A 26,403-nucleotide genomic window follows, 5' to 3' on the forward strand; every position below is an offset into this window, starting at 1 on the left:
CTCTTTCCAGCATGCGCGAGCACGTTCCTCATGAAGTGAACCCGGCACCTTTGCCAAGTGGCATTGAGAACCTTGGAAACGGCAGCCTTGATGCCCTCATGTGCATCAGAGACAACCAATTTCACCCCGCGTAGACCGCGGCGCGTTAGCCTGCGCAGGAATTCCGTCCAGATCGGTTCGGCCTCCGAGGTGCCAACTTCCATACCCAGGACCTCGCGCCGACCGTCGCTGTTGACGCCCACCGCGATAATGACGGCGACTGAGACGATGCGGCCGCCACGCCGGACCTTGAGATAGGTCGCGTCCACCCAGACGTACCGCCACTCACCTTCAATCGGCCTGTCGAGGAACGCCTTCACTTTGACGTCGATCTCTTCGCACAGGCGGCTCACCTGGCTTTTGGAGATGCCGCTCATACCCATGGCCTTGACCAGGTCGTCGACAGAACGGGTCGAGATTCCCTGGATATACGCTTCCTGGATAACGGCCGTCAGAGCTTTCTCTGCCATGCGGCGCGGTTCAAGGAAGCTCGGAAAGTAGCTGCCTTTGCGCAGCTTCGGAATGCGAAGCTCGACGGTGCCAGCCCGCGTCTCCCAATCGCGGTCACGGTAGCCATTGCGTTGTGCGAGCCGCATCGAGTTCTTCACACCGAAGTCTGCACCCGTAGCCGAGCCTACTTCCAGCTCCATCAGCCGCTCGGCAGCAAGGCCGATCATCTCACGCAACAAATCTGCATCGGCACTCTTCTCAACAAGTGAGCGCACGTTCATCATGTCATTGGTCATCGGTGGTCTTTCCGTCAGGTTGGTCTTGAACAACCCGACCCTAGCGGAAAACACTGATGGCCGCCCGCAAAGCCGATCACCCGCTACAGCGCAATGACACGCGCGGGCGCTCGGCTTTACTCCCTACCGTCACCTACGCCACGTACTGGGACACGATCGGTAAATGGCCAACGCGGTTGCTTTGTGATCAGCCGTTATCTTCGACGAACCGAATAGCGTCTTGCAAGAAGCTCCGGAAATAGTCAGGATTTTCGCACATCGGAAAGTGCCCAAGCCCCTCCATAACGACATGACGGCTGCCAGGAATGAGGGCCGCTAGCGCTGCTCCGTCTGCAGGCGTCGCAGAGTAGTCATAGGTCCCGGAGAGAAGAACGGTCGGTGTTCGCTTGGCATCAATCTTCGGACCGACGACGGCACCGTCGAACTCGTCGCTGTAGAACGAAAGATCGCCGGGATAAACTCCAGGAGCACCCTGCGAGTAGATCCAACTGGCGCGGCGTCGCTCTTCTTGCGGGCTGAGCGGGCTCATGATTCCGCGGACATAGGCTGAGTTATGAAGCGACCCATGAACGTTGACGTTGTGTTGAAAGGGGTTGCGACGGCCCTTTGACTTCAACGGCGGCTCGACCGCAATTACACCCATTAGACGTTCCGGTCGCTCCGCCGCCAGCACCATGCACATCGCCGCGCCCATAGATCCTCCAACGACGATAGCTCTGTCTCCGACGAGCTGGTCGAGTATCGCCGTGCACCAGGTCAGGTAGAGATCCGTTGTGAGTTGATAGGGCGAGCCGTCCCAAGTTAAAGGAGGCATCGAACGTCCGTGAAACGGCAGATCAACTGAGATCAATCGGTTCGTACGCGCAAACCCAGTGTCGGAGAGTTGCGGTAGAAACTGACGGCCGTCTGCGCCAGCCGTATGGAGGAAAAGGATAGGAGTTCCTGCACCGGCTTCCTCGTAAAAGATATCGTGTTCTACGCCGCCGACCTCTACCCGCTTATAGCGTCCGGTGACCTGTTCAATATTTCGATCGACCTTCGGCGCAACTAGCGGCGGAGACGCTACGACGATCTCGAACAGTCGCTCCAGAGCGGGACGCGCTTGAGCGATTGCTACGGGCGAACCAGATAACGTGAACTCAGGGTTAGCGAGTTGAAAGGCGGTGAACGAATGGTAGGTTGCCGGCGGCGGCACCTGCATAACCTTTTCCCAAGCTCCTTCTGGGGCACTCAGTATGACGTCAGCATTTTCGTCCGCGCCGTCCAGTTCGACTATCCCGCCTCCCACAGCAAGTGATGACTTTTCTGGTCCAACTTGCAACGAGATCCGTGTTGTAAGACCTGGGGTCAGTCGCGGTAGCTCCGGATCTTCGATCGCCAGGGTTACGCGTTTAATCAGCTCGGCATGGGCGCCCATACGTCCTCCCTAACAAAATGATGTTGTTGGGAAGCCGCACTTCCTGTGTCTCACCTCCCATAAGAGAGGTAAGCAGATTTTCAGACAATCTGTCAACCTTAGCCGTCGCCTGAACTTCGTTTTGTGGAACTACTCGGAGGTTTCGACGGGGTTCTTGCTCAAGTAGTCCAACGCCACCTTAGCCGCGATTTCGATATGGCGCTTGCAAAGCGCGGCTGCCCTGTCGCCATCACGCAACGCAATAGCGGCCGCAATCTCTCTTATCTCGAAAACGCTGTTCTGCAGCCGCCCTGGCTGGGTCATCGATGTCATCCGCAACAATGTGACCCGGTTGTGCAACGACGTGAGCATTTGCTTCACAAACACGTTCTTGCTGCCGGTCATCAAACAATCGTAAAAAGCGGTCTTGGCTTCGATGATCCGCGTTCCGGAACCGCTCTTGGCTGCGGCTTCGAACGCTTCCACGGTCTCGAGGAGAGCAACGATCTCTTCATTCGAACCGTTCTCGGCGAACTCCTGCCCGGCAAAGCTTTCAAGCAGCGCGCGTACACTATAAAGCTGCCTAGCCTCCTCGTAGCTGATAGTGCTGACAACCGGCCCCCGATGCGGATAGCTAGTAATAAGCCCTTCAGCTTCTAACTGGCGTAGCGCCTCGCGAACTGAAGTTCGGCCAACCCCGATGAGTTCGCACAACTCGCGCTCCACCAGCCGCTGCCCGGGCTTGAAACGGCCACTTGAAATAGCCTGCCGGAGCTTATCCTCAACAAGGATTCGAAGAGAGGCGTTTTGACGTGTAATCTGGAGGTCGATCGTTCCCATTCACAACAAACCTTCGATGAAATTTCTAGTGACGCACAGAATCAATATACTGCCGGAGCGTTTCGTAGGACAACCCGATTGTCTGCAAACAGCAAAAAATTTCAATCGGTTTATTGTGGGTCACAGGAGAACTCTAGCGAACTGGAGGTCTGGCGCAAGGGGAGAAAATTTCTGTAGCACCTCAGGGTCATGACCCGGAATGATGAGTCCGTTTGCTCCGGCAAGGACGCGGAGCTTGTTGTAACCCTCGATGACCTCTAGGTAATCTGCAAACAGGGGAAACGCGCCGTCATTTTCAAGATAGTGCTGGAAATGAAGCGCGTCGGAAGCGATAACCAGCAAAGCGCCGCCTGTTCCCACCGTAACAACTTGCAAACCTTTCGAGTGACCGCCAACCAGATGCACCCTGCATCCAGGAACAATTTCCCCATCCCCATCATGGAACCGTACCCGTGACTGAAAAACGAGCCGGACCGCGTCGACGACACCTTCTGTAGCAAAAGGCCGACGCATTCGCTCATGGCACATACACCGCCCCGTTCCATACGCCATCTCCCGATCCTGAATGTGAAAAGTGGCGTTAGGAAAGGCCGGGAGGTTTCCGGCGTGATCGTAGTGCAGGTGTGTTACAACGACATCAGTAATTTCGCTGGATTTGATGCCAAGGCTGCTCAGTGCTGCCACCGGATGGATCAAGAGGGTCCGCCCTCTGGCCGCGCCCTCTCCGGCTTCGAAACCAGTGTCAACAAGAATTAATCGGTCCTCGAGACGGATCAGCCACACGAAGTAGTCGATTTGTGATGGACGATCATGAATGTCATCCGTCTCTAGTATCAGGTCACTTACTGGTCTTTGCGCGGTGCCGTAATGGATGGCGAGCACTGTCCACTCGTTCAAGAGAATTCTCCCCGCCATCAGTCCATCAAGACTAGGTGTCGATTGATCTCGGCCCTGTCAAGACGGTCGAAAACCTCATTGATCTCATCAAGGGGGCCAGTGCTCGACAGCAATTTGTCCACTGGCAGCTTACCTTTGAGGTAAAGGTCAATATAGCGGGGTATGTCGCGCGATGGCACGCAGGAACCCATATAGCTGCCCTTGATCGTTCTCTCCTCTCCGACCAACGGCAAGGGCGAAACCTCGAAACGGGAATTTGCGCTGGCCAGTCCGGCCGTAGCGGTCATCCCTCCGCGCCGGGTAATCTCATATGCAAGCTCGAATGCCTTTTTGGATCCAGCCATCTCTATCGCGTAGTCTACCCCGCCGCTTGTCGCGCCTTTTACTTGGGCAACAATATTCGGCGAGGTGGCCAAAAAAGTCTTCGTCGCTCCCAGCTCCTTGGCAAGATCCAGCTTCGCTTGGATTAGGTCGATCGCCACGATATCGCTTGCACCGCTCGCAACAGCGCCAAGTATCGCCGAAAGGCCTACGCCGCCGAGCCCGATTACCGCCACACTACGGCCTGGGCGGACCCCACACGTGTTCATCACAGCTCCAACGCCGGTCATAACGGCACAGCCGAAGAGAGCAGCTGTCGCCAAATCGATATCTTTGGTCACTTTGACTACCGAGCTCGCCGACACGACAGCATATTCGGAAAACGCAGAAACGCCGCTATGGTGGTTAATTTCGTATCCTCTCAAACGGATGTGCTTGCCGCCGGATAGAAGCGTTCCTGCAGCATTGGCCTGGTAGCCCGGTTCGCAGAGGCTGGCGCGGCCTTCAGCGCAATATGAGCAATGGCCACAAACCGGCAGAAATGACATGACTACATGGTCACCAACCTCAACCTTCTCGACACTCGGTCCGATTGCTGCGACAACGCCAGATGCCTCATGGCCTAGAGCGACTGGAAGCGGACGCGGTCTGTCCCCATTGATTGCGGACAGGTCAGAGTGGCAGACACCGGCAGCCTTGATCTTGACCAACACCTCCATGGGGCCAGGCGGCGTCAGTTCCACAAGCTCAATCTTAAGAGGTTTCGAATTTGAATAGGGCTTCGGCAGACCCGACTCCCTGAGGATTACCGAACGCATCTGCATCTTTGAAATTCCTTATCGATGTGCAAGCAACTGCATTGGAGAGGGGATATAGCGGAATCCGTCTCCGTTTCGCACCACATGCCCGGCACCTGGCCATGCGAAGTGATAGGACATTACCGCAATGCGATCTGTCGCCAGCATATCAAGCACGCGCGTGCGGGATCTAGCTGACAGCTTCGGGTCCGTGTCGTATCGGAATTCCATCATCGGCCTCTCCATCAACAGGATATGATGGTGCGTAAGGTCGCCGAGAAAACAGAGGCGATCGTTTCCCGACTGCAGCATAAAACAATGATGACCGAGCGTGTGGCCGGGGGCCGAAATCGCGTGAACGCCCGGCAAGAACTCCTCGCCGTCTTTGAAAAAGAAGGTCCGATCCTTGTGGGGAAGCAGGTTTCGCCGAGCGTTATCGATTTGAAATTGAAATGAAGAATCGATCGACGACCCGTCCGTCCAGTCCGTGAAGTCTCGCTCACTGATGAAGATGTCGGCGTTCGGGAAATTTAACCTTCCATTGGCATCGCACAGACCGCCGATATGATCGATATGGGCGTGCGACAGAACCACCGCATCGATCTCCGTCGGATCTCGACCTGCCTCTCTCAGGCTGGCTAGGAGTCGACCTGTGGTGGGCCCGAAAGCTTTGGAAGACCCCATCCCGGTATCAAATAGAATTGTTCTTCCATTTATCTCAACAAGCGGCACGTTTTGCTCGAGTACAACTTTGTTCGTTGGCAGGAAATTGTCCTCTAGCATCAGGCTGACCGTGCGTGGCTCTACCCCCAAGAAGTTCAGGCGAGGATCTCCTAGCTCTAACGGCCCGTCGGACAGTACCGTGATTTTTCCATCGCCAAATTCGAACGGATAAAAATACGGAAGCTTGGCCAGGTGATGCATACTAAGAGACACTGATTTTCCTCCCATCAGGTGCTTGGCGACATTTTTGGCAGATTGTATGATAATCTGTCAAATATTTTTGAAGAAAGACATATCGAGAGCGACTGCCTTGCTTTAGGAGCCGGTGTACCGCGTTTTCCCCGGCCTACCGAATGCCGCGCAGTAGGAGCAGAGCATTCGAGAATGCGGCTCGCGGGGCCGCACAACGCATGGTCGTTGACCCAGCGTTGCCCCCTGTTCCGCGAAAAACCGCAGACATTCAGAGATTGACGAGGCTCAAGTTGAGTTGTCTCACAGCGCGCACCGCATCACCGTCCATCAGACAGGTGACATTTTCCCTTATTCGCGCTCATCATCGCGAAGCGGCGTAACGATCTGAAACGAAGCCGGTGGCGGACGCGCGCACCCAAAGAGCGATCAATTCCATCTTCGGCAGGGCCTTGCTGTAAAAGAAGCCTTGCGCCGAACCGCATCCGTTCGCTGCGAGAAATGCTGCCTGCTCGGCGGTCTCAACACCTTCCGCCACCACGTCCTGTCCAAGACATTGTGCAATGGACAGAATCGCTTTGACCAATTCTTCGTTCCTTTTGTCCGAGCTATTTATGAATGACCGATCGATCTTCAGCGTGTCGATCGGGAAGCGGGCTAGATAGTTGAGCGCCGAGTAACCGGTGCCAAAATCATCGATAGCAATCGAAAATCCCATTTGACGCAGCTTAAGAAGCGTCTGCAGGGTCTCGCCCTTCCGATCGAGAAGCAGACTCTCCGTGATTTCGATTTCGATCCATTCCGCGCGGCAACCAGTTTCACCGAGGATTGCAGCGATCTCGTTTACCAACCGTGAGCATTGGAATTGCTTACCCGAAAGGTTGACTGCAATCTTGTGCAGGTGGTGGCAATCGGCGTTCAGCTCCTTCGCCGTCTTGCACGCTTCACGCAGCACCCATCGCCCGAGTTCAACGATCAGCCCGGTATCCTCAGCGACCGGAATGAATCGAACCGGCGGAATCATGCCCATCTCGGGATGAGGCCATCTCAACAACGCTTCCGATCCTATCATAACGCCGCTGTCCAGAAGCACCTTGGGCTGGTAGTGCAGCTCCAATTCTTCGCGCTCGATAGCGCGGCGCAATTCAGATTCCAACTGCATGCGCTCCTCCACGCCCACAGTCAAATCCTTCGAATAAAAGCGAAAACTGTTTCTCCCCGAGCGTTTGGCAAGATACATCGCAGAGTCGGCGTATTTCACCAGATCGTTGACATCTGTGCTGTCGTCGGGCGAGATCGCGATGCCTACACTGCATGACACGTAGACTTCCTTGCCATCCAATAGGAAAGATTCCTTGAATCTCTCGAGGATCGAGCACGCAACCCAATCGAGATCGTCGGTTGTCTGGATTTCCGGCAACAGAATCGCGAACTCGTCGCCGCCGAGACGCGCAACCGTGTCGAGATCGCGGACAGATTTCTTAAGCCGGGTAGCGACCTGGCAGAGTAGTTGATCACCCACAGGGTGACCCATCGTATCGTTCACGACTTTGAAATGGTCGATGTCAATCAGCATTACCCCTGTCCGCCGACGTTGAGACGACGCGTCACTGACGACCTTTTGCAATCGCTCGTTAAACAGCAAGCGGTTCGGCAAAGAAGTCACCGGATCGTAAAAGGCCATTTGCCTGATTTTTTCCCGCGAAGCGTTCAGTTCCGTGACATCGCGAGAGACCCCGAGGACTCCTGTAACCTCTCCCCCGGCGCCGAGGACCGCAAGTTTACGTGTTTCGAGAAGAATGGACTGACCGTTCTCCGGGGAAACCACCCAATTCTCGTCGATAAGTATGCCACCGGCTTCGATCGTGGCCTCATCAGATTTTCCGGAAATGTGAGCTCTCTCAGCCCCGAACAATTCAAGGTCCGTTTTTCCAACGACCTCCGCCTCGGATTTCCCGGTCAGCCGCTCAAATGCATGATTGCACAACAGGTGTACGCCATCGACATTCTTTACCCAAACCATGTCAGGAATGGTTTGCAGCACACTTAGCAATTGCGTCCGCACGGAGTTGATGGCGTCTTCCGCCTGCCTTCGTTCCGTGACATCACGCGAAAATGCCAGGAGCGTGGTGGCGGCGTCAGGATCGGCGCTTGGTCGTCTAGCCACCGACAACTCGAACCATCGGGTCTCGCCGTTTGGCAAGGATACGCTAATGCATCGACCGTAGGCAACTCCTTCACTGCTTGCAGTTCGAAGCGCCTCCATTGCAATAGCCGCTTGATCAGGCGCAAGAACTTGGTCGACCGTCCTACCCAGTAGCATTTCCCGCTGCTGGGCTAGTAGTTCGGGATTTCTGGTCCAGACCTGAAGATATCGCCCATCCTCGTCGACCTCAAACAGAACGTCTGGAATAGCGGTGACGATCCCTTGGGCTAGTTCGAGAGCGTTTTTGAGTTCCTGCTCCGCCAACTTGTGTTCGGTTATGTCGATGATAACGCCAATCAGACCCGCGGGCTCGTCGTCGTGACCTCTGAAAACTGCCTTGTTGCAGACAACATCCAGGATGGCGCCGTTTGCGAGAGCGATCTTACGCTCGGAGACTTGGGCTCCACCCCTTTCAAGAAGGCCTTTCTCTTCAATAGAATAAATTTCCGCCAGTTGCGTTGAACTGAGATCAAAATCTGTATTCCCGATGATCTCGTCGCGCGAGCGACCGAGGAGATCTTCGAAAACCTTGTTGCAACCGACATAGCGACCGTGCAGATCTTTGAAGAAAATTGGGAGGGGCAACACGCCGATCAATGCTTCAAGCAGCGCTCCTCGGTCGGCTGAGGTATCATGATGCAGCGCTTCGTCCCTCCGGTGATTGCGCCTTTTCTGAAAAAAGGAGCGTTGCCAAAGCGGTTGTAAAGTCGAATTCATCGTGAAGCTCCTTACCGAGGGCCAAGACAGGATGCATCATCCATCCGATCAGGAATTCCGGGAACGCCACCCAAATCATTCGAGCAACAAATTGATGCAGATATGTCAGTAAGGCGTCGAACCGCGCGTCGGCCTGAGCCGGATAGTGCGGTCGGAAATGAACTTTGCTTTCACATTCGAAGCAACAACCTTCGCGGCAGCACGTAGATTGATTGGCGCAATGAGTATGTTGTCCCGTTGGCGAGAGGCGGGCCGGAGGAAGAATGCTACCGCGGAGCAAATATGTTCGTTGGAACCGGATCGCTTGTCTCATCTCTCCTGAGGCGACCCGGGCATTTCCCAATTTGAACTGTCATTCCTTAGCGCAGCCTACCTTGCACGAGAGCCGATCATGAAGGCACCGCATTCCACACAGACCCCGCATGCGATCTTCAATCGGCCGGCTTCCAGGAGAGCGGATCCGCTGGGTTATCGAAATATTTAGCAGCAGCGCTGGCAGACCACCAAGCTGTATTCTTCGGCTCGATCCAATCCTCAGAGTTAGGATCGCAATCAGCTGGCAAATCCGCCATTACATCCTCTATGGTACTGGGAATTGCTGGCCGCAGGATTGTCTGAATTTTGGGGCCCTGTCCCTCAAGAGTTCGCATCATTACGTCCCATACGAAACCCGCCTCAGAGCGCGGCGGCCAGAAATGAAAACTCTTGCTTACGAAGTCGGGGTTCCGTCGCCAGTAACAGGCTGCCGAAGCTTCGCCCCCTAGAACGATTGGGATCATGTCGCGCCCGGACTGGCGCACCGCGTTGATAACACCATTCTCAGCTCCCGACTGAACGATAATACCATCAATTCGACCGGGATTCGCTGCAAGGAATTTTTGCACCTCGGCCTGCGCGACCTTGTCTGTCCATTTCCCGTCGACATGACCTACGATCTTTATCTCGGGATAATACTCCAGAGCCTTCTTTGCGCCGACGTCAAAGCTGTCCGAGGAGGCAAAGCCGGAGATCCCCGAAACGAGAAGCACATTGCCACTTCCTTCGATTTCTTCAGCGAGCCACTTCGCCGCCTCAAACCCGCCTTGCATGTTGTTCTCAGTTGCGTTGACGGCGAACGGCGATGTTACGTAACCAGAGTACGAGAACACAGGCACTCCTTTTGAATACGCATACTCTATCGTAGGATTAAGCGCCGTGAGGTTCGAACAGCAGATAATAATTGCATCAACGCCGTCGTCTACCATCTGCCGCATCTGCCTGATCTGGACAGCGTCTTCAAGATTTGACTGGGTGACGATGAACTCGGAGACCAGCCCCGCTTTCTTGAAAGCTGGAACAATCTTGTTTGTGAACTCATCAAGAATACTCGCACGCCAAGAATTGTCAGCATATGTCGATGCGTACCCAATTTTCCACGGCGGTGCTCGCTGTGCCTTAAACGTGCGGAAGACAGATTCACCTGTAGGCAACTTTGGATCGAGCAACTCGTAGGTTTTTCGTTCCTCCCGCGGCAATTCCGTAAGGCCACCGGCGGCCGCTACAGAAGGGATCACCAAGCCGGTGATTAGAATGATGGCTCTTGTAATTTCACGTATGCGCACGGATTTGATACCTCTCGTGTCTCTGAGCATTGCAAAGCAGTTGATCTCTTGAAGGTTGATCGGCTCTAGGTGGGTTTTTTACAGTCAGACGGGCGGCGAAAGGGAGACCAAGCGCCTAAGGCCGGATTTCGCTTCCGTAAGCGGATTTCCCTTCAGTAGAACGCCGCTATCACAGTGGCCATCCGACGCGTGGCAGTCTCGTTCGATGCGCAGCTTACGCCACTAACCTAACCCGACGCGTCGACTTATCTTCGGTCAATTTGAATGAAGCGAGCCGCTCGCTGAGTTCGTTAGTCTGATCCGAGAGAGTCTTTGCCGCGGCATTTGTCTGCTCGGCCATGGCAGCGTTTTGTTGTGTTCCCTGGTCAAGGACGTTGACGTTATTGTTGATCTCGGCGAGGGACGCCGCTTGCTCGCGGCTCGAATTGACGATTTGATCAATCCGATCGGAAATCTTCAAGATCGACGCCGTTATGTTGTGTAACGCCTCACCTGCTTTCCCCACGTAATCTGAGCCGATCGCCACCTCCGAAGAGGATTCCGAAATCAGGTGGCGAATCTCGCGGGCTGCAGCTGATGATTTCTGGGCAAGTTCGCGCACTTCCTGGGCTACGACTGCAAAACCCTTTCCGGCATCTCCAGCACGAGCCGCCTCGACACCAGCATTTAGTGCCAAAAGATTCGTCTGGAACGCAATCGTATCGATCAAACCAATGATTTGGCCGATCTTGTGGGACGCGTCTTCTATTCTGCCCATTGCGTTGATCGCATCGGTCACAATGGTTGCCGCACCCTCGGCGTGTTCTTTAACAACAGACACGAAAGCCTGGGTTTCATAGGCATTCTCGGATGATTTTCTGACCGTGACCGTCACCTGTTCGACGGCGGCCGCAGCCTCCTCCAGTGAGGCGGCTTGCAATTCAGTTCGCCGCGACAGATCATCTGAGGCTTTGAAAAGCTCGCTGGTTCCCCATTGAATTTGATTGGTATTCTCGTCGATATGAGACACTGTCTCTCTCAGGATCGAAAGCGAGTGATTGAAATCGCGCCTCAGCGGCTCAAGATTGGGATGGAATTGGCGGTCAATTTCTTGAGAGATGTCGCCACGCGCCAATCGAGATAACGCCTCTCCTAGAATGGTGACGGCAGTTGCGACCTCCTCCTCCATCTGCGCGCGTTCGCGTTCACGATCCATCCGCTCCTGTTCAACGGTTTTCCTATCGGCTTCCGTTCGTGTCTCGATGTCCATCTTCGAGACAGCATTTTCACGGAAAACCTCGAGTGCGCGAGCCATTTCACCTATTTCGTCTCTCCGGTCACGTCCGACAATCTGCGATCGAAGATCGCCCTTTGCCAGCTCTTGCATGCGCTTCGCGATCCGTTCGATCGGGGCGCGAAGTGTCGCCATCAGGCCGGCGCCAGCCGCCAAGGCTACCAAGACGCCGGACACTGTGGCGATAGTTGACAGCAAGCGGGCAAGATTGCTTTCATTGCGAGCATCGTTTTCCTGAGTTGCTGCAAAGGTTACGAGGTTTTTCCAGATCTCCTGGCCGGTTTTGTCCGCCTCAGAATATTGCGCTTGGCGGGCTTCCGCTATCTTGACCAGCTTCTCTGTGTTCTCTTGGATAGAATCCACCTGGGCGAATAGATCTTCCTGCATTTTATCGAAGCCAGATATCGAGCTGGCAACGCCTCCAACTGCCACGGTGTCACGCGCCAATTTTGTAAGTTGCTCAACGAGGCGCTGCTGATTCTCTGCGTTGGCTGTACGGAACAGGTTATTGATTTCGATTTCGATCGAATCGGCGTCCTGGCCGATCGTTGTCGCCGTCGCAACAAGCATTTCGGAATCCGTCAACGCTTTATCCAACGCCCGGATCGCATTTGTTCCTTCAATCATGTGCTGGATCGCATCCACTCGCAGGTTCGTCGCAAAGCTCTGTAGGTCAGAGCCGGCAAGCCGTGTGGAAGGGTCGACAAATTCGGGGTTGGCGATTAGCTTGGCGATAGTCCTCTCAATTTTAGTAACGGCCTGCTCGTCAGCAGTCGAGACTACCCGCTTAACTGTTTTTAGCGACTTTTTGATCACAAGCCCTTGCTGGGCGACAGTCGGAGGCTGCTTCGCTCCGTCCGGCAAGCTCACCAAGTCTTCCGCCATGTGTTGCATAACTGATGCCGTATCGAGTGAGCGGGTAGCCTCCCGGAGCATGGTTTTCCCGGAGTTCTCCTGATTGCGTACTTGTGAGCGCACATCAACCGCAGCCAATTTAAGGGCGCCTCCGACCTCCTTGATCTTCGACAAGTTGGAAACAATGTCGCTGCGAACGGATTCCTCGTCATTATGCAAAGACCACATGCGGCCGATGCTGCCCGAGATAACGGACATTGCCGATACACTGTTTTCGAGCGCACCAGTTTCGCTCCCGCTACCTGCCGCCGCTTCCTGGAGCGACTGCATGGTTGCGCTCTGGCCGTTTAAACTTGTCAGCGCCTCATCTCGGTACTCCGTTGAGCTTTGCGCCAAAAAGCGGTTCATGCTTTCCGCGACACTTCGAAACCCGCTCAAGGTCTGAAGAACCTCATTTGAAAGCCGAAGACGAGACTGAAGCAAGCCAGTTGCTTTTAAGCCGACCCCACCAACTGCCGCCAATATCAGGATCAAGGGTACAAGTACCAACAACACCTTCGCTCTTATGGTAAAGGTGGACAACAGGCGATCGACGAACATACTTACCTCCAAAGGGCTCAAACGGTGCTGGGGCCTCGCTTTTGGAATAGTAATGTTTGAGCCTGAACGAACATGGATAAGAGTTTCACTAAAACAATCGAAACTTTTTTACGTGTTGTTAGGATTTGACCTCTTACCCATTGCGTCTTTCGAGAAACTTAACGGAAGGTTAATACCTGCAGATTTGCCGGATCAGAACGTGGGAGTGGATCTATCGTATCCATCCGGCGAAGGCCGCGAGGGCTTATGATTTCGGCTCGTCTGCCATGATGCGTTCGATCTTTTCTTGATCGCATTGCTCATCGACAAGGAACTGCCGAACACCGCCGTCCCAGGTGCGGATATCGGCGAGGAATTCCTTCAAGCTTTCGATCCCCCGGTCGGTGAAGGTGGTGATGCCCTCTCCGCTGCCGTCATGGGCATGGATCATCTCGCCGTAATCGATGTTGTCTGGGTTGCTGGCGATTTCCTGGAGGAGTTCGAGGTTCTCGCCGATCAGCGTGGCGACGTAGTCGATCGTGTAGACATGCGTCGGGCGCGCCATCAGGCCGCCATCTGCCGGGCTCTTCCGGCGGGCCAGTTCCACGGCAACAGCTCCGGCAGCCGTGATACAGGAATGCCGGGCATGCGGGCGAGCACGTCCGCCAGCCAGGCCTGCGGATCGATATCGTTCATCTTTGCCGTGACGATTAGGGAATACATGAAGGCAGCACGCTCGCCGCCACGCTGGGAACCGGCGAATAGCCAGGCCTTTCTTCCCAGAGCGATACCGCGCAGGGCCCGTTCGGCCGCATTGTTCGAAAGGCACAGCCTGCCGTCGTCGAGGAACCGTGTGAAGGCTTCCCAGCGGCCCTCCTTCTCGAACATGTAGTTGATCGCCTTGGCGACGGGATTGTGCTTTGACAGCTGGGAACGCTGGGCCATGAGCCAATCGTGCAGTTCTTCGACGAGCGGACGAGCATGCTGTTGCCTTGCTGCCAGTCGCTCCTCGGCAGACATGCCGTTTATGCCGCGCTCGATGTCGAACAGCGCGTCGATGCGGGCCACGGCCTCGAGCGCGACAGGCGATATCTCATGGGCGGATTTGCCCTTGCGCACGTTGCCGGCGATGTCGGCCAGTTCGAAGAACTTGCGCCGCGCATGGCTCCAGCAGAGCACGCTCCTGACCGGCGCGGGACGGCGATCGGCGCGATAGAGATCGTTGTATCCACCGTAGGCATCGGCCTGCAATGTGCCATGCCATCCGGCGAGATGCTGGTTAGGGTGGGTCTTCTCGCGATCGGGAGAGAAGTGGAAGAGTGCGGCGGGAGGTGCTGTGCCCGCGAAGGGGCGGTCATCGCGCACGTAAGTCCACAACCTTGCCTGCCGTGTTGCGCCCGGAGCCAGGAGCGGCACGGTGGTGTCGTCGCCATGCAGTCGCTCGGCGGCCAGCACATGGGCGCGGATCAGGTCATGGATCGGCTGCAGGGCCGTCGCACAGGCCCCGACCTGATCTGCGAGCGTGGAGAGACTGAGATCGACGCCTTCCCTGGCGTAGCGCTCGGCCTGGCGATTCAAGGGCTGATGCTGGCCGAACTTCTCGAACAGGATTGTCGCCAGCAGGTTGGGTCCCGCCCATCCGCGTGGTGTCGCATGGAAGGGGGCTGGTGGCTGGCTGATCTTCTCGCAGTCCCTACAGGTGAACTTCTCGCGAACCGTCTGGATCACTTTCCACTGGCGCGGGATCACCTCCAATGTCTCGGTGATGTCTTCGCCCATCTTCACGATCCGGGCCGAGCCGCAGCAGTCGCAGGTCGAGGGAGCTTCGATGACCAGGCGCTCACGTGGCAAGTGCTCGGGAAACGACTTGCGGGCCGGCCGGCGGCGTTCGAAAGCCGAGACATTTGTGATCTTCGCTGCCACGCGTTCCGCGGCGATCTCGTCCTCGGTGGCGTCGGCCTCGAGTTCTTCGAGCTGCAATTCCATCTGGTCGATCAGCCGGGCGCGCCGTTCCGAACTCTGGCCATACTGCTCCCGACGCATTTTGGCGATCTCAAGCTTGAGGTGCCGGATCATCGCCTCGGAGGTCGTCACGACGGCGCGCACCTGCGCGAGATCGGCCTCGGCGCAGGCGGCACGCGCTTCCGATGCCGCAAGCGCGGCGCGCAGTCTGGCTATCTCCGAAGCAGCGTCATCCATGGCCGGAAGCTACCATGTCGCATGTCGAAAGCCCAACAAAAACAGGGCAATGCAGGCGATCATCCTGCCTTCGAAGGCCGTTGCGTCCAGCGGGGATTGCCCTTCCAGGAGATAGCCCAACTGCGCCGCTGACACCGGCACGGCGGAGCCATTCTGGCTGACCGGCCAGATGAACTTGCCGGCCTCGAGGCGCTTTATGTAAAGCGACATGCCGACACCGTCATGCCACAGGACCTTGATCAGATCACCCTTGCGCCCCCGGAAGCAGAAGACCTCGCCGCCATGAGGATCGCGGCCAAGGCCTTGCTGAACCTTCAGCGCCAAGCTGTTCATGCCACAGCGCATGTCCGTCACCCCGCCCGCGATCCACACCTTCGCCCCGGCCGGAAAGGCGATCATGACGCATCCAGAACCGGCAACAGACGGGCAAGGATGGTCGGATCAAGTGAGGCTGGGATCGTCAGCCGTCGACCGTTCGGCAGGCCGATCTCGATCATCTTGTCGCCGTCCGACCGGAGCGGACCGACCATCGCGGAAGATGCCGGCGGCGGCGGCGAAATCGTAAGTGGCACGAAGCTTGTTGATGCGGAAGCGCTCAGAAGGCCACTACGGTATTCCCGACGCCAACGGGTCAACAATGACCGCGACAATCCATATCGCCGCGCCGTTACCGACCCCTGCCGAAAACCTTGCAAGCTCTCCTCGACGATCCGAACCTTCTCTTCGTCCGACCAATCCCGTCGGCGACCAAGATCGTCGGCGGACAAGACCTCAATGGGGGAAATGATTGTAGCGCATGACATAAGGCATGGACTTAAAGCCAATCACCAAATCAGGGCAGACGGCCTTCGGCGGAGGCATACGATCTATCTGCACCGAGGATCGATCTCCAGCACGTTCCCTGTCAGCTTTCCGGACAGTTCCGAATTCGCCAGGAATTGCACGGCGTGGATCACTGTTCGAAGCACGTCATTTTCGCTTGAAGACGTAGAGTTCACATCGCTGGCGTGTACAGCATTTATCCTCAGCCCGGAACCGAAATATTGCCTAGCAATTGCGGAGGTAGTAGTGCGCAACGCCGCTTGAAGGACGGCTTCTGCTTCCACCGAGGTCGTCTCTTCGAACCATGCGACGTCCACTACGGCAAGCTCCGCGCCCTGAAGTCGAGAGCTAAAGGCACCTGTAACTCTGATTAGATTGGATACGGCATCAAGCCCCAGATTCGCGCTGGATAGCGATCCCGTTACAGTTTGGGTTGTTTCATTTCTGCGGAAAACTATGTTCACCAGAACGTCGACCCGTCTCCAGCGCAAATACACCTGGTCAGCCATTGAGTTGACGTAAACGTCTCTGTTCGGGTTGACTTTGACCGGTAAAAAATTGTTTCCCTGGCCTTCAGCCAGGGAGGCGAAGTCGGCGGGATTGGCGTCGCCTACGGCGACCCGATAGCCTTTTTCTATAAATGAGCGCGCCAAACAAAGACCAACAGGATTTGACGCGCCTATCAAGACACAGACTTTTTCCCCAGGAGAAATGTTGGCGTCACTGTCACGTTCAACCAGTACCTCGGTCGATGGAGTATGACACGCCTTGTGAGTCAGAGACGCTTGTATCACGCGCCGGTCGCCGCTTCCGGTAGATTAAGAAGGTCGACAATTTGTGCATTTTTGGCCAAGTTTAGCACTTATAACTCCCGGTCCGTCGCTGCGTCTCCCGCGAACAAGCAATGCGCGGGCGATATAGTAAAATTTTTGTCCGACAATCTGTCAATTCCTTTTTGCGATTTTCGGCGGACACATGTCGAGACCGGCGTCATTTTGAGGCCTCATGCCCGCAATGCCGTAAGCATCGGTATTCCGACACCCGGTTGAGTTTGATGTGGTCTTTCCTGTTAGTCTTCTCTCGCCGCCACGTTCCGATTTGATCGCGCTTTTCGCGTTCGCGCGGCACAGACAACAGCACGCCTATGGCAGCACAAGCTGTTTGACCATCATCAGGTTTCGTCCTTAAGCTCTTCTTTTGCCCAATCAGACGCCCGGAGTGCGTACCCGCTAAGAAGAGCGCAAAGTCAACTCAATGCGACGAGGCGCGGCTTACGCATTGATATTTGCCGCGACCGCCTCGCTTAGTAGGCCAAAAGAACTCGTCAACGTCTTTGCGTCTCCGAGTGTTGAGCCTGGAGCGTGCCTCTCTTATACGTCATAACCGAAGTATGCTGATGCGCAGGTTAAGAGGACCAGCGTGTGGCGAAATCGTGGGGCCATCCTACAGCACAATCATTTTTCTCCGTGTCGACTCAACGGCCTCCAAGGTCGGTTGGCGTAGGTTCTCTCCCACTCATAGTCACTCCCACCCTTCCCGTGACGGGCTGCGATCGAAAGCAGCCCGTCACCCCTCGCCTTGGGAGGCATCTTTAGATTGATTTGCCGTGCGGGAACTCCACTAGAACCGTGGCAGATTTCCCTGATGCTGCCTTGCCTTTGATCAGGAATAGCATTAACGTATATCAGACAATCTGTCAATCTGTTCGAGGCTTGTGGAAGCCAGTCATCGCATCATTAGAGGCTTCCCAACTGCAGCGCTGAAAAACTAGGAGGCCATCTCGAGCGGGAGAACGTGGATGTCGGTGCTGGTGATGATCCGCCATGACGAAAGCCTAGGGAATGAGAGATTCAACCGGCCTCCACAAAGGTCCGAATCGGTCATGTACGCGATCAAAATCGCTCGCACGCCATCTTGAGCTTTGAAGGTTTGGAAAACTAGTCCCGGCATGTCCGAGTTGGTGTTCATAGATAGGTTTATATTGGATGACCGAAAGTTTGTTCAGCAAGCCCGATGAAGGGACCTTAGTGAAAGACAATTTTATCGAGGGCTCCGATGCCGAACGTCTTTTGCCTTTGATATCATCGCCCCTGGCGTCCTCTGACCTTGCTCAACAAGACAGTAGATCGCTTAACTCTCGCTGCAGTCGAATTTCCCTTGATGGTTTTGGCGTTGCGGATGCCCATCATGAAGAGGCGTTCTCGGTCATGTTAGATTCCCCAGTTGACGTCGTAACGGTCTTCCTGCCGGCGTCCGGGAATGCAGTCTTTCATTGGTCTGGGCAACAGGTAGAGTCGCCGCATGTTGCAAATGCTCCGCTGGATGCCCGACAAGATGGCATAAGATCTCAACTGTCATTGACGATCGATACGCAATCCTTGCGTGACAAGCTTTCTCGCATGCTCGATCGGACGATCAGCGGAAATCTGCAAATTCAGCCGACCCTTGATCTTGCATCGAGCGCGGGAACGCTCATGCGAGAACTAGCCCTGTCTGCCCATCGCGGCCTCAGTGCCGGGGGGGCTCTGCGACAATGCCCGTCGGCCTATAGCTCGCTCCTCGACGCGATAGAGTACCTTTTGATCGAAAGCTGTATGCATCGCTATACCGATGAACTTCGTCGTCCGGCTCCGTCTCCCACGCCTCGCCACGTGAAACGGGCAATGGAGTTTATGGAAGAGCATATGGCTCAACCCATTTCCCTTAACGATATCGCCGCTGCGGCCAAGGTCAGCGTGCGGACTTTGCAGCACGGCTTCCGACAATTTCGTAATACCAGCCCCACAATGCACCTCCGAGACTTGCGTATGTGCGCAGCTCGAGAGGAACTGCTGCAAAACGGCGCTAAAATCAGCGTTTCGGAAATAGCGCTTAAGTGGGGCTTCACACACCTCGGCCGTTTTGCTGCAGAGTACAAGAGACGTTACGGCGAACTGCCATCTAAAACAGTGCATATGAGCGATGTTCTGTAAGCGTTGTTCCGGGCACACCGCGCCTTGACCAGGACCGTTTGAAGGGTCGAGAGCCAGCCATGACGTGGATCGGAGCTGTGTGCCAAAAGGAGCTGGCAGCCGATGTTACTTACGCAGCATGTGAAGGTCGAATCGAGCGATTTCCGTTTCCAGCACATCTAATTGCTCGCATGTTTCCGCAATAATTACATCGGTGCGGTCATAATTCCCAAGGATGCGCACCCCGTATCCCTCAAGGTATACATCCATGAACCGAGCCTCGCGTAGACTACGCCGCAGTATGCGTTGAAATTCGGAGCTTGCGGAAACTATGGGTCGAAGCACTCCTGAAAAGTTCACGATGGTGCCGGCGTTTCCAAGATGATTGTAGAGCGCGAGAAATTTTCTCTCCCCGGCTAAATAATCCTGAAGTTGATTGGCTTTTAGAGCACTTTCATAGGTGAACAAACTTGTCGCCGTACATTCCGCTTCGGTCAGCCAGTGATCGAAAACAGAGACAAAAGCAAAAGGTACGCCCAGACTGGCAATCTCCTGATCGCCAATATCGGGAAAGTGGTCCTGGTGCGGATTAATGACGGCCATAACGCTGCTCAGACAAGGTGGTCCAGAGCTACCTCTATGAGTTGTAAGCTGTCAATCGTCTGCGTCCCGGCAATAGAGGCTTTGAGCACATATCACACCACCAAGTTATTCCACGGCAGGAGTTCTCCTATTCGGCTCTGCTTGTGGCCATTGACGATGGCGGCCAGGGCCCTGGCCAAATACGCATACGGATCGACGGCATTGAGCTTGCACGTCTCGATCAGCGAAGCGATGATCGCCCAGTTCTCCGCTCCAGCGTCATGTCCGGCGAAGAGCGCGTTCTTCCGATTGAGAGCAATCGGCCTAATGGTTCGCTCGACGCTGTTGTTGTCGATCTCGACGCGACCGTCGGTCAGATAGACGCAGAGCCCATCCCAGTATTTGGCGACATAGGCGAGTGCTTCGCCGAGCGGCGACTTGCCAGCGACGCGGGCCCGATGAAGCATGAGCCATGTCCGCATGTCTGCGATCAACGGCACTGACTGTGCCTGCCTCCCAGCGCGGCGAGCTTCGGCGTCGAGACCGCGCAGCTCTGCTTCGATGCGATAGAGTTCGCCGATCCGCTTCACGCCATCCTCAGCAATCGGGGTCGCGCCGGCGCGGGTGATCTCGACCAGCTTACGCCGAGCATGCGCCCAGCAATAGGCCAGCCGGATGTCGGAACCCACACGATCCGGCGCAATCAGCCGATTATATCCGGCGTAGCCGTCGACCTGAAGCACGCCCGTAAACCCTTGCAATATCCGTTCGGCATGTTGCCCGCCACGCCCTGGAGCGTAGGTAAAGGCGACGCCCGGCGGCGCTCCTCCGCTCCAAGGTCGGTCATCGCGGGCCAACGCCTAGAAGTATCCGGTTTTGGTTTTGCGGGAGCCAGGATCGAGGACTGGCGCACGGGTCTCGTCCATGAACAGCTTGGTGGACCGCTTCAGGTCGGCGATCAGAGCGTCGAAGACCGGGCGAAGCTCGAATGCCGCCAGGCCGACCCAATCGGCAAGCGTGGAGCGGTCGAGATCAACGCCCTGGCGGCTCATGATCTGGGCCTGTCGGTAAAGCGGCAGGTGATCGGCATATTTGGAGACCAGCACATGCGCGATGGTCGCCTCCGTCGGCAACCCGGCGTGGATCAATCTTGCAGGCGCTGCAGCTTGGGCAACGCCGTCGGTGCAGGAGCGACAAGCATATTTAGGACGACGAGTAACGATGACACGGAATTGCACCGGGATGACATCCAGCCGCTCGGAGACGTCCTCGCCGATGCAATGTAGGCCACCGCCGCAGGCGCAGATCAGGCTTTCCGGCTCGATGATCTCCTCAACACGAGGAAGATGAGCGGGCAGAGAGCCGCGATTGACGGCGCGGGGTTTAGGCTGCGGCTTCCCTAAGGGGCTATCGGCTTGATCTTCGGCATGGATGGCAGCAATGGCCGTTTCCAGGTCCTCCAATGCGAGATCGAATTGATCAGGATCGGCCTTCTCGGATTTGCGGCCGAAGGCTGCCTGCTTGAAGGCAGCGACCAGCTTCTCCAGACGCTCGATCCGGTCGTCCTTGCGGACTTCACGCGCTTGCGCCGCGATCAGCATGGCCTTCAGCGCAGCAATGTCGTCTGGAAGATCGGCGGCGTCCAACATGCTCGAAGTCTATCAAACCCCGCAACGCTTCGCCGGAAGAATCCAACGTCCGAGTCATCGTGCCGCATCTATTCGATGGCGTCCGGCGGTCTCGCCTCTACGGAACGGACGCGACGCCAGTCGAGGCCCGCAAACAATGCTTCGAATTGTGCGTGGCCCAGTGTCATCAGGCCATCACTAATGCCCGGCCAGGTGAAGGTGTGTTCTTCAAGCCGCTTGTAGGCCATCACCAGACCGCTGCCATCCCAGTAGATCAGCTTCAGTCGGTCTGCTTTCCGTGACCGGAATACGAAGACCGTCCCTGTGAACGGGTCCTTATGCAGCTCGTTCTTGACCAGCGCCGCCAGTCCATCATGGCCCTTACGGAAATCGACGGGCTTGGTCGCCACCATGATCCGAACCCGGTTCGATGGAAAGATCATGCTGGGACCGCGCAGGCACGCGCGACAGCGGCGATCCGGGTGGCAGATGCGCCTTCTTCCAGACGAATGGTGACGGACCCGACGATGATCTCGGGACGGGTGGTGGCCTTCTTAATCAACGGTTCCGAAACAGGTGGTTCGACGATCACCGCTGCGAACTCTACCGCATCTTCGGGTGCGGGTAGAACCAGCTTGCCCTGCCGCGCCATCGTTCGCCAGGTGGACGGCTTCAAGCCATGTCGTTCGGCAACCTCATTCACCATCACTCCGGGCCGAAGACTCTCCGAAACAATCTGCGCTTTTACCTCGTCCGGCCAGTGCCGGTGAACCTCACAGCCAGACTTCCTGGTCGTGAGAACCTCCAATGTATTCTCCATGGAGAAACTCCCGTTGCTCGTCCATGGTAAGGCGATCACAGATCAATGCAGCGAGGACAACGTGGGAGCGGCACACCGGTTACGATGTTCTGCCGCATAGGCGATCTATGTGTGCTTCGCAGGCCTCTCCGCCCGAAAGCTGACCCGGAAATAGCCCTTCGCGATGGCGCTGTGGTTCGCAGCGCTCCACCGGGCTATACCATCGCTGCGCCCTTAATTTTTCGGTCTGTCGCCACAGACGGTCAGCAGCCGAGCGTACAGTGCTTCAAGGTGATTGGTGATTTGGATCATTTGCAGCCGCTCTTGCTCCAGGCGCTGCGACTGTGCATCTTCGTGGCTTTCTAAGTGGGTATCTGTCTTAGCCTGTTGCCCGAAATTGATTGCGATAACTTTGGACATCTTCGAACTCTCGTTGAATTTCGTAAATACTCCGCGTCTTGAAGGAAGACAGTCGCGGAAGGTGAAAAAGCAAAAGTCTGCTAGGCAGCTGCGATGCGTCCTGATTGGTGCCAAACCTTTGCTCAAAACTAAGGAAGCATTCCATCCCTTGTTCAAGCGTAGTGATTCCGTAGCTGAAGGTTGGGTCGAAGTCGCGCCTAAGTCCGAACCGGTTGGATCCGATCGCCGTTGATCGATAGAATGCCAGAGACTTGATCGACGACCGGGCCGATGATACCATTTGCTACCTCAACGACGACAATCGCGCTGTGGCTAGACCGATGGGATTGGTTATCTCGGCAGCAAGCTCTATCACCGGAATGACAGAACCGGCAGATCCCTGAACCGAGAACATGCGTTAGGGGCAGCGGCGTCGCCTCTGCTAACCCCCGGATTTCCGGGATCAACGTCGTCTTCATGCAGAACTGCTGGCTGCCAGATGGAAACCGATAATATCCTGCGGTGAATTATGACATGATTCATTAAAACTCTTCCCATTCCTTAGTCGCGACAGCGGCTGTAGTACGTCCGCCGAAGGCGCCGGCAAGCTTCTGGGAGAGGGCACGCGCTGGCGAGGCGGCCGGCTTACCGTTCTGGTGGGCAACACGCCGTACATAAGTCGAACCGTCGAGCCTGAAGCGCGCAATAAGCCGCGCCAGATTGGAAGCCTCATCCGCCAACCGGTTGGTGGCCGCCGTCGATTCTTCCACCATCGCCGCATTCTGCTGGGTTGTCTGATCCATCTGGTTGACCGCAGTGCTGACTTCCGCCAGCCCGGTCGATTGCTCTCGTGCCGCCGTCGAGATCGTATGAACGTGCTCGTTCACCTTGATCACGTGGCCTCGGATTAGACCAAGGGCATCGCCTGTGGCCGTTACCAGCCTGACCCCAGTTTTGACCTCGTCGCCGGACCGGTTGATCAGCGCCTTGATATCCTTGGCGGCAGTGGCGGAGCGCTGTGCCAGTTCACGCACCTCCTGAGCCACAACGGCGAAACCCTTTCCAGCGTCACCCGCACGCGCCGCCTCGACGCCGGCGTTGAGGGCCAAAAGATTGGTCTGGAAGGCGATCTCGTCAATGACGTTAATGATCTGGCCGATTTCATCCGAGGCCTGCTCGATGCGGCCCATGGCGGCGACCGCGTCTTTGACAACCGCGCTCGACTGCTCGGTGCTTCTGCGTGCCTCATCGACCATATGGCTGGCTTCCGTGGCTCTTTCTGTCGAGCTTTTTACCGCCACCGTGATTTCCTCAAGCGCCGAAGAGGTCTCCTCCAGGGCCGCGGCTTGCTGTTCCGTGCGCTTTGAAAGGTCGCCTGAGGCGATGCGCATCTCGCCGGCTCCGCCGTTGATCGTGTCGACGGCGGAGCGAACCTCGCCTAATACGGATCGAAGGGCTGCCATGGTGGTATTGACATTACTCTTCAGTTCACCAAAGGCTCCCTGAAACTCGCCGCACATGTTTTCCGTCAGATCCCCATCGGCAAGCGCTGAGATAACTCGGCGAGTTTCGGCGATGCCCCGGTCAACAGAGGTGACCAGCTCGTTGACGCTTCCTGCAAAACGGTCGAGAGCCGCATCGCCGTATTTCTTGGTGATGCGATGGGTGAAGTCACCGGCTACGGCGGCTGACACCACCTCGGCAATGCTCGACTGCAAGTCGGCGCTCTTGGCCTGCAACGCGGCCTCCTGCGCGTTCAGATCGCGGGCCTTGATGCTGTTTTGCTTGAATACCTCAACGGCTCTCGACATCTTGCCGATTTCGTCGGCGCGCATTGCGAAAGGAACCTCAGTGTCGAGATTACCATCTGCCAGTACGCCCATCGTGGTAGTCAACCGCGAGATCGGATCGGTAATCTTCCGGATGCAGTAAAGCAGGGCTATAATGCCCGTCGTAGTTGCCAGCGCCATGGCAAGAATGGTGACCAAAACCGTCGATGAAACGGCGCCCATCGTGTTTCCGACGGCCGCGACTCCACCACGCTTGTTAACTGCGACATCCTGGTCAAGGAGCGCTCCGCTATCATTATACAGTTTCGTCGTGGCGTCACTCGTTAGAAGAGCAAATGCTTCATCCTTCTTGCCTGCCTGCATTAGTTTAACAATCCGCTCGCCATCCTCCTGATATTGCGTCCACAAAGCGGAGAACGCGTCATAGGCCTGACGTTCCTCGCCGGATGTCACCATCGGCTCATATTCACCACGGGCATTCGCGAGATCCTCCATCTTCTGGCGGAAGGTGGTGATATTATGCGCAAGGCTCGTCGAATCTGATGATTTTGTCACCAGCCTGAACTGCAGGATGCGGTAGTCCCCGGTGATCGTATTGATCCGATTTATCACATCGATCGATGGCAGCCAGTTGCTGGCAACTTCGGATATATTGCTCCTAATGGACAGCAGCTTGACGATACTCACGATGCCCTGGCCCGCCGCGAGAAGAGAGAGTAGAACAAATATCAAAGATAAAGCGAGTCTAATGGACTTGGGCATAAAGGCAAACCTTTTAGGTGAGGTGGACGATCGACTTGTCTACTCAAATCTTCCAATTGCCGTTTCATTCATTCGAACGGCAGATCAATCTTGTGGGTCTGTGACATAGCTGAGAATACCTATTTGTTGCGTTGGTTAATGAAGCCTTTCCTGCCCGTCTCGAATGCAAAAAGACGACGTTTTAAGGATAGTCAGGCGTCCAATGGATCGTCCGCGCTTACAAGGAGGATGCAGCCGGCAAAATTTCATTTGGCGCCGTTCGAAGAGCATCATCGTTTTCAGCAACCGAGTTTCGCCCCGCCACGAGCCCCCGACCTAGAGCAAGTCCTGCGATCGATGAATCGATTGTGATGTGACGGCGTCCATCGAAGCTGATTCAACATCCACAGAGAAGAGGTGGATGATGGGACAAGCACTGAGCGATGATCTTCGAATACGGGTTTTGAAAGCGTCTGCGGCGGGCATGTCGGCTCGACAGGCCGCAGCTCGGTTCGGAGTTGGGATTTCGACGGCGATCCGCTGGATTGCAAGAGCGAAAGAGGGTGAGTTAACTGCTCGGCCACAGGGCTGGAGACGACCTTCGGCAGTGGATGCACACGAGGAATTCGTTGTCGCGTTGATCAACGAGCGTAGGGATGTGACGCTCGATGAGATGGTTGAGCGCTTGTCCGTCGAGCGGCAGGTGAAGATCAGCCGCAGCGCACTTGGCGCCTGGCTCCGAGGCCGTGGGTGGACCTTTAAGAAAAGACCGCACACGCACTGGAGCAGGACCGACCGGACGTCCTGAAGCGCCGGCGCGCCTGGTTCGATGGTCAATTGGACCTCGATCCGGAGAAACTGATCTTCATCGACGAAAGTGTGCTGCAGAGGCACGGAAGGAGTTCAGTATGAGCTAACCCCGTAACGTGAAGCTGCGTGAATGATGGAGGATGGCCCTCCGGGATCGGCTTTCAGGAGCGGTGACCTGCCACTGAGAATTTCCTCCAGAATGGATTAGAGTCCGGCCCATTAAAGGACGGACGAATGAAGAAGCAGAGATTTACCGAAGAGCAGATTATTGCGGTGCTGAAGGAGCAGGAGGCTGGTGCGAAGGCAGCCGACCTCTGCCGCAAGCACGGGATTTCGGAAGCGACGTTTTACAACTGGAAAGCCAAATACGGTGGTATGGAAGTGTCCGAGGCCAAGCGGCTGAAGGCGCTTGAGGACGAGAACGCCAGGCTGAAAAAGCTGCTGGCCGAACAGATGCTGGATGCGGCCGCGCTCCGCGAGCTTCTTGCAAAAAAATGGTAGGG

General features: G+C 56.0%; 20 protein-coding genes and 3 pseudogenes. 3 read left to right on the plus strand and 20 right to left on the minus strand.

Annotation, left to right across the window (positions count from 1 at the left end; translation table 11 throughout):
* The 14 genes from EFD56_RS31140 to EFD56_RS31220 form a co-directional block, all read right to left on the minus strand.
* The coding region (locus EFD56_RS31140) for an IS256 family transposase (RefSeq protein ID WP_126907060.1) at window positions 1–785 on the minus strand (785 nt) is incomplete at its 3' end.
* A 187-nt stretch (window positions 786–972) separates the two neighbouring features.
* Window positions 973–2,202 carry an alpha/beta fold hydrolase gene (locus tag EFD56_RS31150; protein WP_037145490.1) on the minus strand — a complete coding sequence of 410 codons (1,230 nt, stop codon included), beginning with the start codon at window positions 2,200–2,202 and terminating at the stop codon, window positions 973–975.
* A 129-nt stretch (window positions 2,203–2,331) separates the two neighbouring features.
* Window positions 2,332–3,021: a GntR family transcriptional regulator gene (locus EFD56_RS31155; RefSeq protein ID WP_016737430.1), complete on the minus strand. Its 690-nt coding sequence runs from the start codon at window positions 3,019–3,021 to the stop codon at window positions 2,332–2,334.
* A 120-nt stretch (window positions 3,022–3,141) separates the two neighbouring features.
* Complete coding sequence (locus EFD56_RS31160; protein ID WP_080712022.1) at window positions 3,142–3,936, minus strand: N-acyl homoserine lactonase family protein; 795 nt, start codon at window positions 3,934–3,936, stop codon at window positions 3,142–3,144.
* Window positions 3,936–5,063 (minus strand): zinc-dependent alcohol dehydrogenase family protein, encoded by a 1,128-nt coding sequence (locus EFD56_RS31165; protein WP_004673287.1) that lies wholly within the window; start codon window positions 5,061–5,063, stop codon window positions 3,936–3,938. Before EFD56_RS31165 ends, EFD56_RS31160 begins: the two co-directional genes overlap by 1 nt.
* A 12-nt stretch (window positions 5,064–5,075) precedes the next feature.
* On the minus strand, window positions 5,076–5,960 hold the full coding sequence (locus tag EFD56_RS31170; protein ID WP_011053353.1) for an MBL fold metallo-hydrolase: 885 nt from the start codon (window positions 5,958–5,960) through the stop codon (window positions 5,076–5,078).
* A 352-nt stretch (window positions 5,961–6,312) separates the two neighbouring features.
* Window positions 6,313–8,871 (minus strand): sensor domain-containing protein, encoded by a 2,559-nt coding sequence (locus EFD56_RS31180; protein WP_037145492.1) that lies wholly within the window; start codon window positions 8,869–8,871, stop codon window positions 6,313–6,315.
* Window positions 8,872–9,302: 431 nt separating this feature from the next.
* The gene (locus EFD56_RS31185; RefSeq protein ID WP_008534366.1) at window positions 9,303–10,502 is read right to left on the minus strand and encodes an ABC transporter substrate-binding protein; all 1,200 of its coding nucleotides are present in this window, start codon (window positions 10,500–10,502) and stop codon (window positions 9,303–9,305) included.
* Between the two features lie 184 nt (window positions 10,503–10,686).
* Window positions 10,687–13,200, minus strand: a complete 2,514-nt coding sequence (locus EFD56_RS31190) for a methyl-accepting chemotaxis protein (protein ID WP_008534365.1) — start codon at window positions 13,198–13,200, stop codon at window positions 10,687–10,689.
* Window positions 13,201–13,444: 244 nt separating this feature from the next.
* Complete coding sequence (locus tag EFD56_RS31195) at window positions 13,445–13,744, minus strand: hypothetical protein (RefSeq protein ID WP_037145494.1); 300 nt, start codon at window positions 13,742–13,744, stop codon at window positions 13,445–13,447.
* Window positions 13,744–15,378: an IS66 family transposase gene (tnpC, locus tag EFD56_RS31200; RefSeq protein ID WP_126907061.1), complete on the minus strand. Its 1,635-nt coding sequence runs from the start codon at window positions 15,376–15,378 to the stop codon at window positions 13,744–13,746. Before tnpC (EFD56_RS31200) ends, EFD56_RS31195 begins: the two co-directional genes overlap by 1 nt.
* Window positions 15,379–15,387: 9 nt before the next feature.
* Window positions 15,388–15,777 (minus strand): IS66 family insertion sequence element accessory protein TnpB, encoded by a 390-nt coding sequence (gene tnpB / locus EFD56_RS31205; protein WP_109701155.1) that lies wholly within the window; start codon window positions 15,775–15,777, stop codon window positions 15,388–15,390.
* On the minus strand, window positions 15,774–16,145 hold the full coding sequence (tnpA, locus tag EFD56_RS33780) for an IS66-like element accessory protein TnpA (RefSeq protein WP_425352115.1): 372 nt from the start codon (window positions 16,143–16,145) through the stop codon (window positions 15,774–15,776). Before tnpA ends, tnpB (EFD56_RS31205) begins: the two co-directional genes overlap by 4 nt.
* Before the next feature lie 99 nt (window positions 16,146–16,244).
* Complete coding sequence (locus EFD56_RS31220) at window positions 16,245–16,994, minus strand: SDR family oxidoreductase (RefSeq protein WP_037145327.1); 750 nt, start codon at window positions 16,992–16,994, stop codon at window positions 16,245–16,247.
* 1,191 nt (window positions 16,995–18,185) lie between these two features.
* On the opposite strand from EFD56_RS31220, the gene EFD56_RS31225 reads away from it, so the two are divergent.
* Window positions 18,186–19,172 (plus strand): AraC family transcriptional regulator, encoded by a 987-nt coding sequence (locus tag EFD56_RS31225; RefSeq protein ID WP_126907062.1) that lies wholly within the window; start codon window positions 18,186–18,188, stop codon window positions 19,170–19,172.
* A gap of 105 nt (window positions 19,173–19,277) precedes the next feature.
* On the opposite strand, the gene EFD56_RS31230 is transcribed toward EFD56_RS31225, so the two are convergent.
* The 6 genes and pseudogenes from EFD56_RS31230 to EFD56_RS31260 all read right to left on the minus strand — a co-directional run bounded on the left by EFD56_RS31230 (window position 19,278) and on the right by EFD56_RS31260 (window position 25,111).
* On the minus strand, window positions 19,278–19,754 hold the full coding sequence (locus EFD56_RS31230) for a hypothetical protein (RefSeq protein WP_037145334.1): 477 nt from the start codon (window positions 19,752–19,754) through the stop codon (window positions 19,278–19,280).
* 92 nt (window positions 19,755–19,846) lie between these two features.
* Window positions 19,847–21,382, minus strand: a pseudogene (tnpC, locus tag EFD56_RS31235) (IS66 family transposase).
* A 68-nt stretch (window positions 21,383–21,450) separates the two neighbouring features.
* Window positions 21,451–21,804 carry an IS66 family insertion sequence element accessory protein TnpB gene (gene tnpB / locus EFD56_RS31240; RefSeq protein ID WP_037145336.1) on the minus strand — a complete coding sequence of 118 codons (354 nt, stop codon included), beginning with the start codon at window positions 21,802–21,804 and terminating at the stop codon, window positions 21,451–21,453.
* The gene (locus EFD56_RS31245; protein ID WP_037145338.1) at window positions 21,801–22,181 is read right to left on the minus strand and encodes a transposase; all 381 of its coding nucleotides are present in this window, start codon (window positions 22,179–22,181) and stop codon (window positions 21,801–21,803) included. Before EFD56_RS31245 ends, tnpB (EFD56_RS31240) begins: the two co-directional genes overlap by 4 nt.
* Window positions 22,182–22,394: 213 nt before the next feature.
* The gene (locus tag EFD56_RS31250; protein WP_004673279.1) at window positions 22,395–22,580 is read right to left on the minus strand and encodes a hypothetical protein; all 186 of its coding nucleotides are present in this window, start codon (window positions 22,578–22,580) and stop codon (window positions 22,395–22,397) included.
* Between the two features lie 521 nt (window positions 22,581–23,101).
* Window positions 23,102–25,111 (minus strand): HAMP domain-containing methyl-accepting chemotaxis protein, encoded by a 2,010-nt coding sequence (locus EFD56_RS31260; protein ID WP_126907063.1) that lies wholly within the window; start codon window positions 25,109–25,111, stop codon window positions 23,102–23,104.
* A gap of 403 nt (window positions 25,112–25,514) precedes the next feature.
* On the opposite strand from EFD56_RS31260, the pseudogene EFD56_RS31265 reads away from it, so the two are divergent.
* Window positions 25,515–25,975: pseudogene (locus EFD56_RS31265) on the plus strand (helix-turn-helix domain-containing protein); the annotation flags it as partial.
* 159 nt (window positions 25,976–26,134) lie between these two features.
* Window positions 26,135–26,395, plus strand: a pseudogene (locus EFD56_RS31270) (transposase); the annotation flags it as partial.
* Window positions 26,396–26,403 lie beyond the last annotated feature (8 nt).

The organism is Rhizobium phaseoli (assembly GCF_003985125.1).
GTDB classification, from domain to species: domain Bacteria; phylum Pseudomonadota; class Alphaproteobacteria; order Rhizobiales; family Rhizobiaceae; genus Rhizobium; species Rhizobium phaseoli.

Coding starts and splice junctions, on each gene's coding strand:
- EFD56_RS31150 (WP_037145490.1), bottom strand. CDS start 2,202: ATGGGCGCCCATGCCGAGCTGATTAAACGCGTAACCCTGGCGATCGAA.
- EFD56_RS31170 (WP_011053353.1), bottom strand. CDS start 5,960: ATGCATCACCTGGCCAAGCTTCCGTATTTTTATCCGTTCGAATTTGGC.
- EFD56_RS31245 (WP_037145338.1), bottom strand. CDS start 22,181: ATGGAGAATACATTGGAGGTTCTCACGACCAGGAAGTCTGGCTGTGAG.
- tnpC (WP_126907061.1), bottom strand. CDS start 15,378: ATGGATGACGCTGCTTCGGAGATAGCCAGACTGCGCGCCGCGCTTGCG.
- EFD56_RS31160 (WP_080712022.1), bottom strand. CDS start 3,936: ATGGCGGGGAGAATTCTCTTGAACGAGTGGACAGTGCTCGCCATCCAT.
- tnpB (WP_037145336.1), bottom strand. CDS start 21,804: ATGATCTTTCCATCGAACCGGGTTCGGATCATGGTGGCGACCAAGCCC.
- EFD56_RS31180 (WP_037145492.1), bottom strand. CDS start 8,871: ATGAATTCGACTTTACAACCGCTTTGGCAACGCTCCTTTTTTCAGAAA.
- EFD56_RS31195 (WP_037145494.1), bottom strand. CDS start 13,744: ATGGCGCGCCCGACGCATGTCTACACGATCGACTACGTCGCCACGCTG.
- EFD56_RS31155 (WP_016737430.1), bottom strand. CDS start 3,021: ATGGGAACGATCGACCTCCAGATTACACGTCAAAACGCCTCTCTTCGA.
- EFD56_RS31230 (WP_037145334.1), bottom strand. CDS start 19,754: ATGGCCGTCATTAATCCGCACCAGGACCACTTTCCCGATATTGGCGAT.
- EFD56_RS31225 (WP_126907062.1), top strand. CDS start 18,186: ATGACCGAAAGTTTGTTCAGCAAGCCCGATGAAGGGACCTTAGTGAAA.
- EFD56_RS31250 (WP_004673279.1), bottom strand. CDS start 22,580: ATGTCCAAAGTTATCGCAATCAATTTCGGGCAACAGGCTAAGACAGAT.
- tnpB (WP_109701155.1), bottom strand. CDS start 15,777: ATGATCGCCTTTCCGGCCGGGGCGAAGGTGTGGATCGCGGGCGGGGTG.
- EFD56_RS31260 (WP_126907063.1), bottom strand. CDS start 25,111: ATGCCCAAGTCCATTAGACTCGCTTTATCTTTGATATTTGTTCTACTC.
- EFD56_RS31165 (WP_004673287.1), bottom strand. CDS start 5,063: ATGCAGATGCGTTCGGTAATCCTCAGGGAGTCGGGTCTGCCGAAGCCC.
- EFD56_RS31190 (WP_008534365.1), bottom strand. CDS start 13,200: ATGTTCGTCGATCGCCTGTTGTCCACCTTTACCATAAGAGCGAAGGTG.
- EFD56_RS31185 (WP_008534366.1), bottom strand. CDS start 10,502: ATGCTCAGAGACACGAGAGGTATCAAATCCGTGCGCATACGTGAAATT.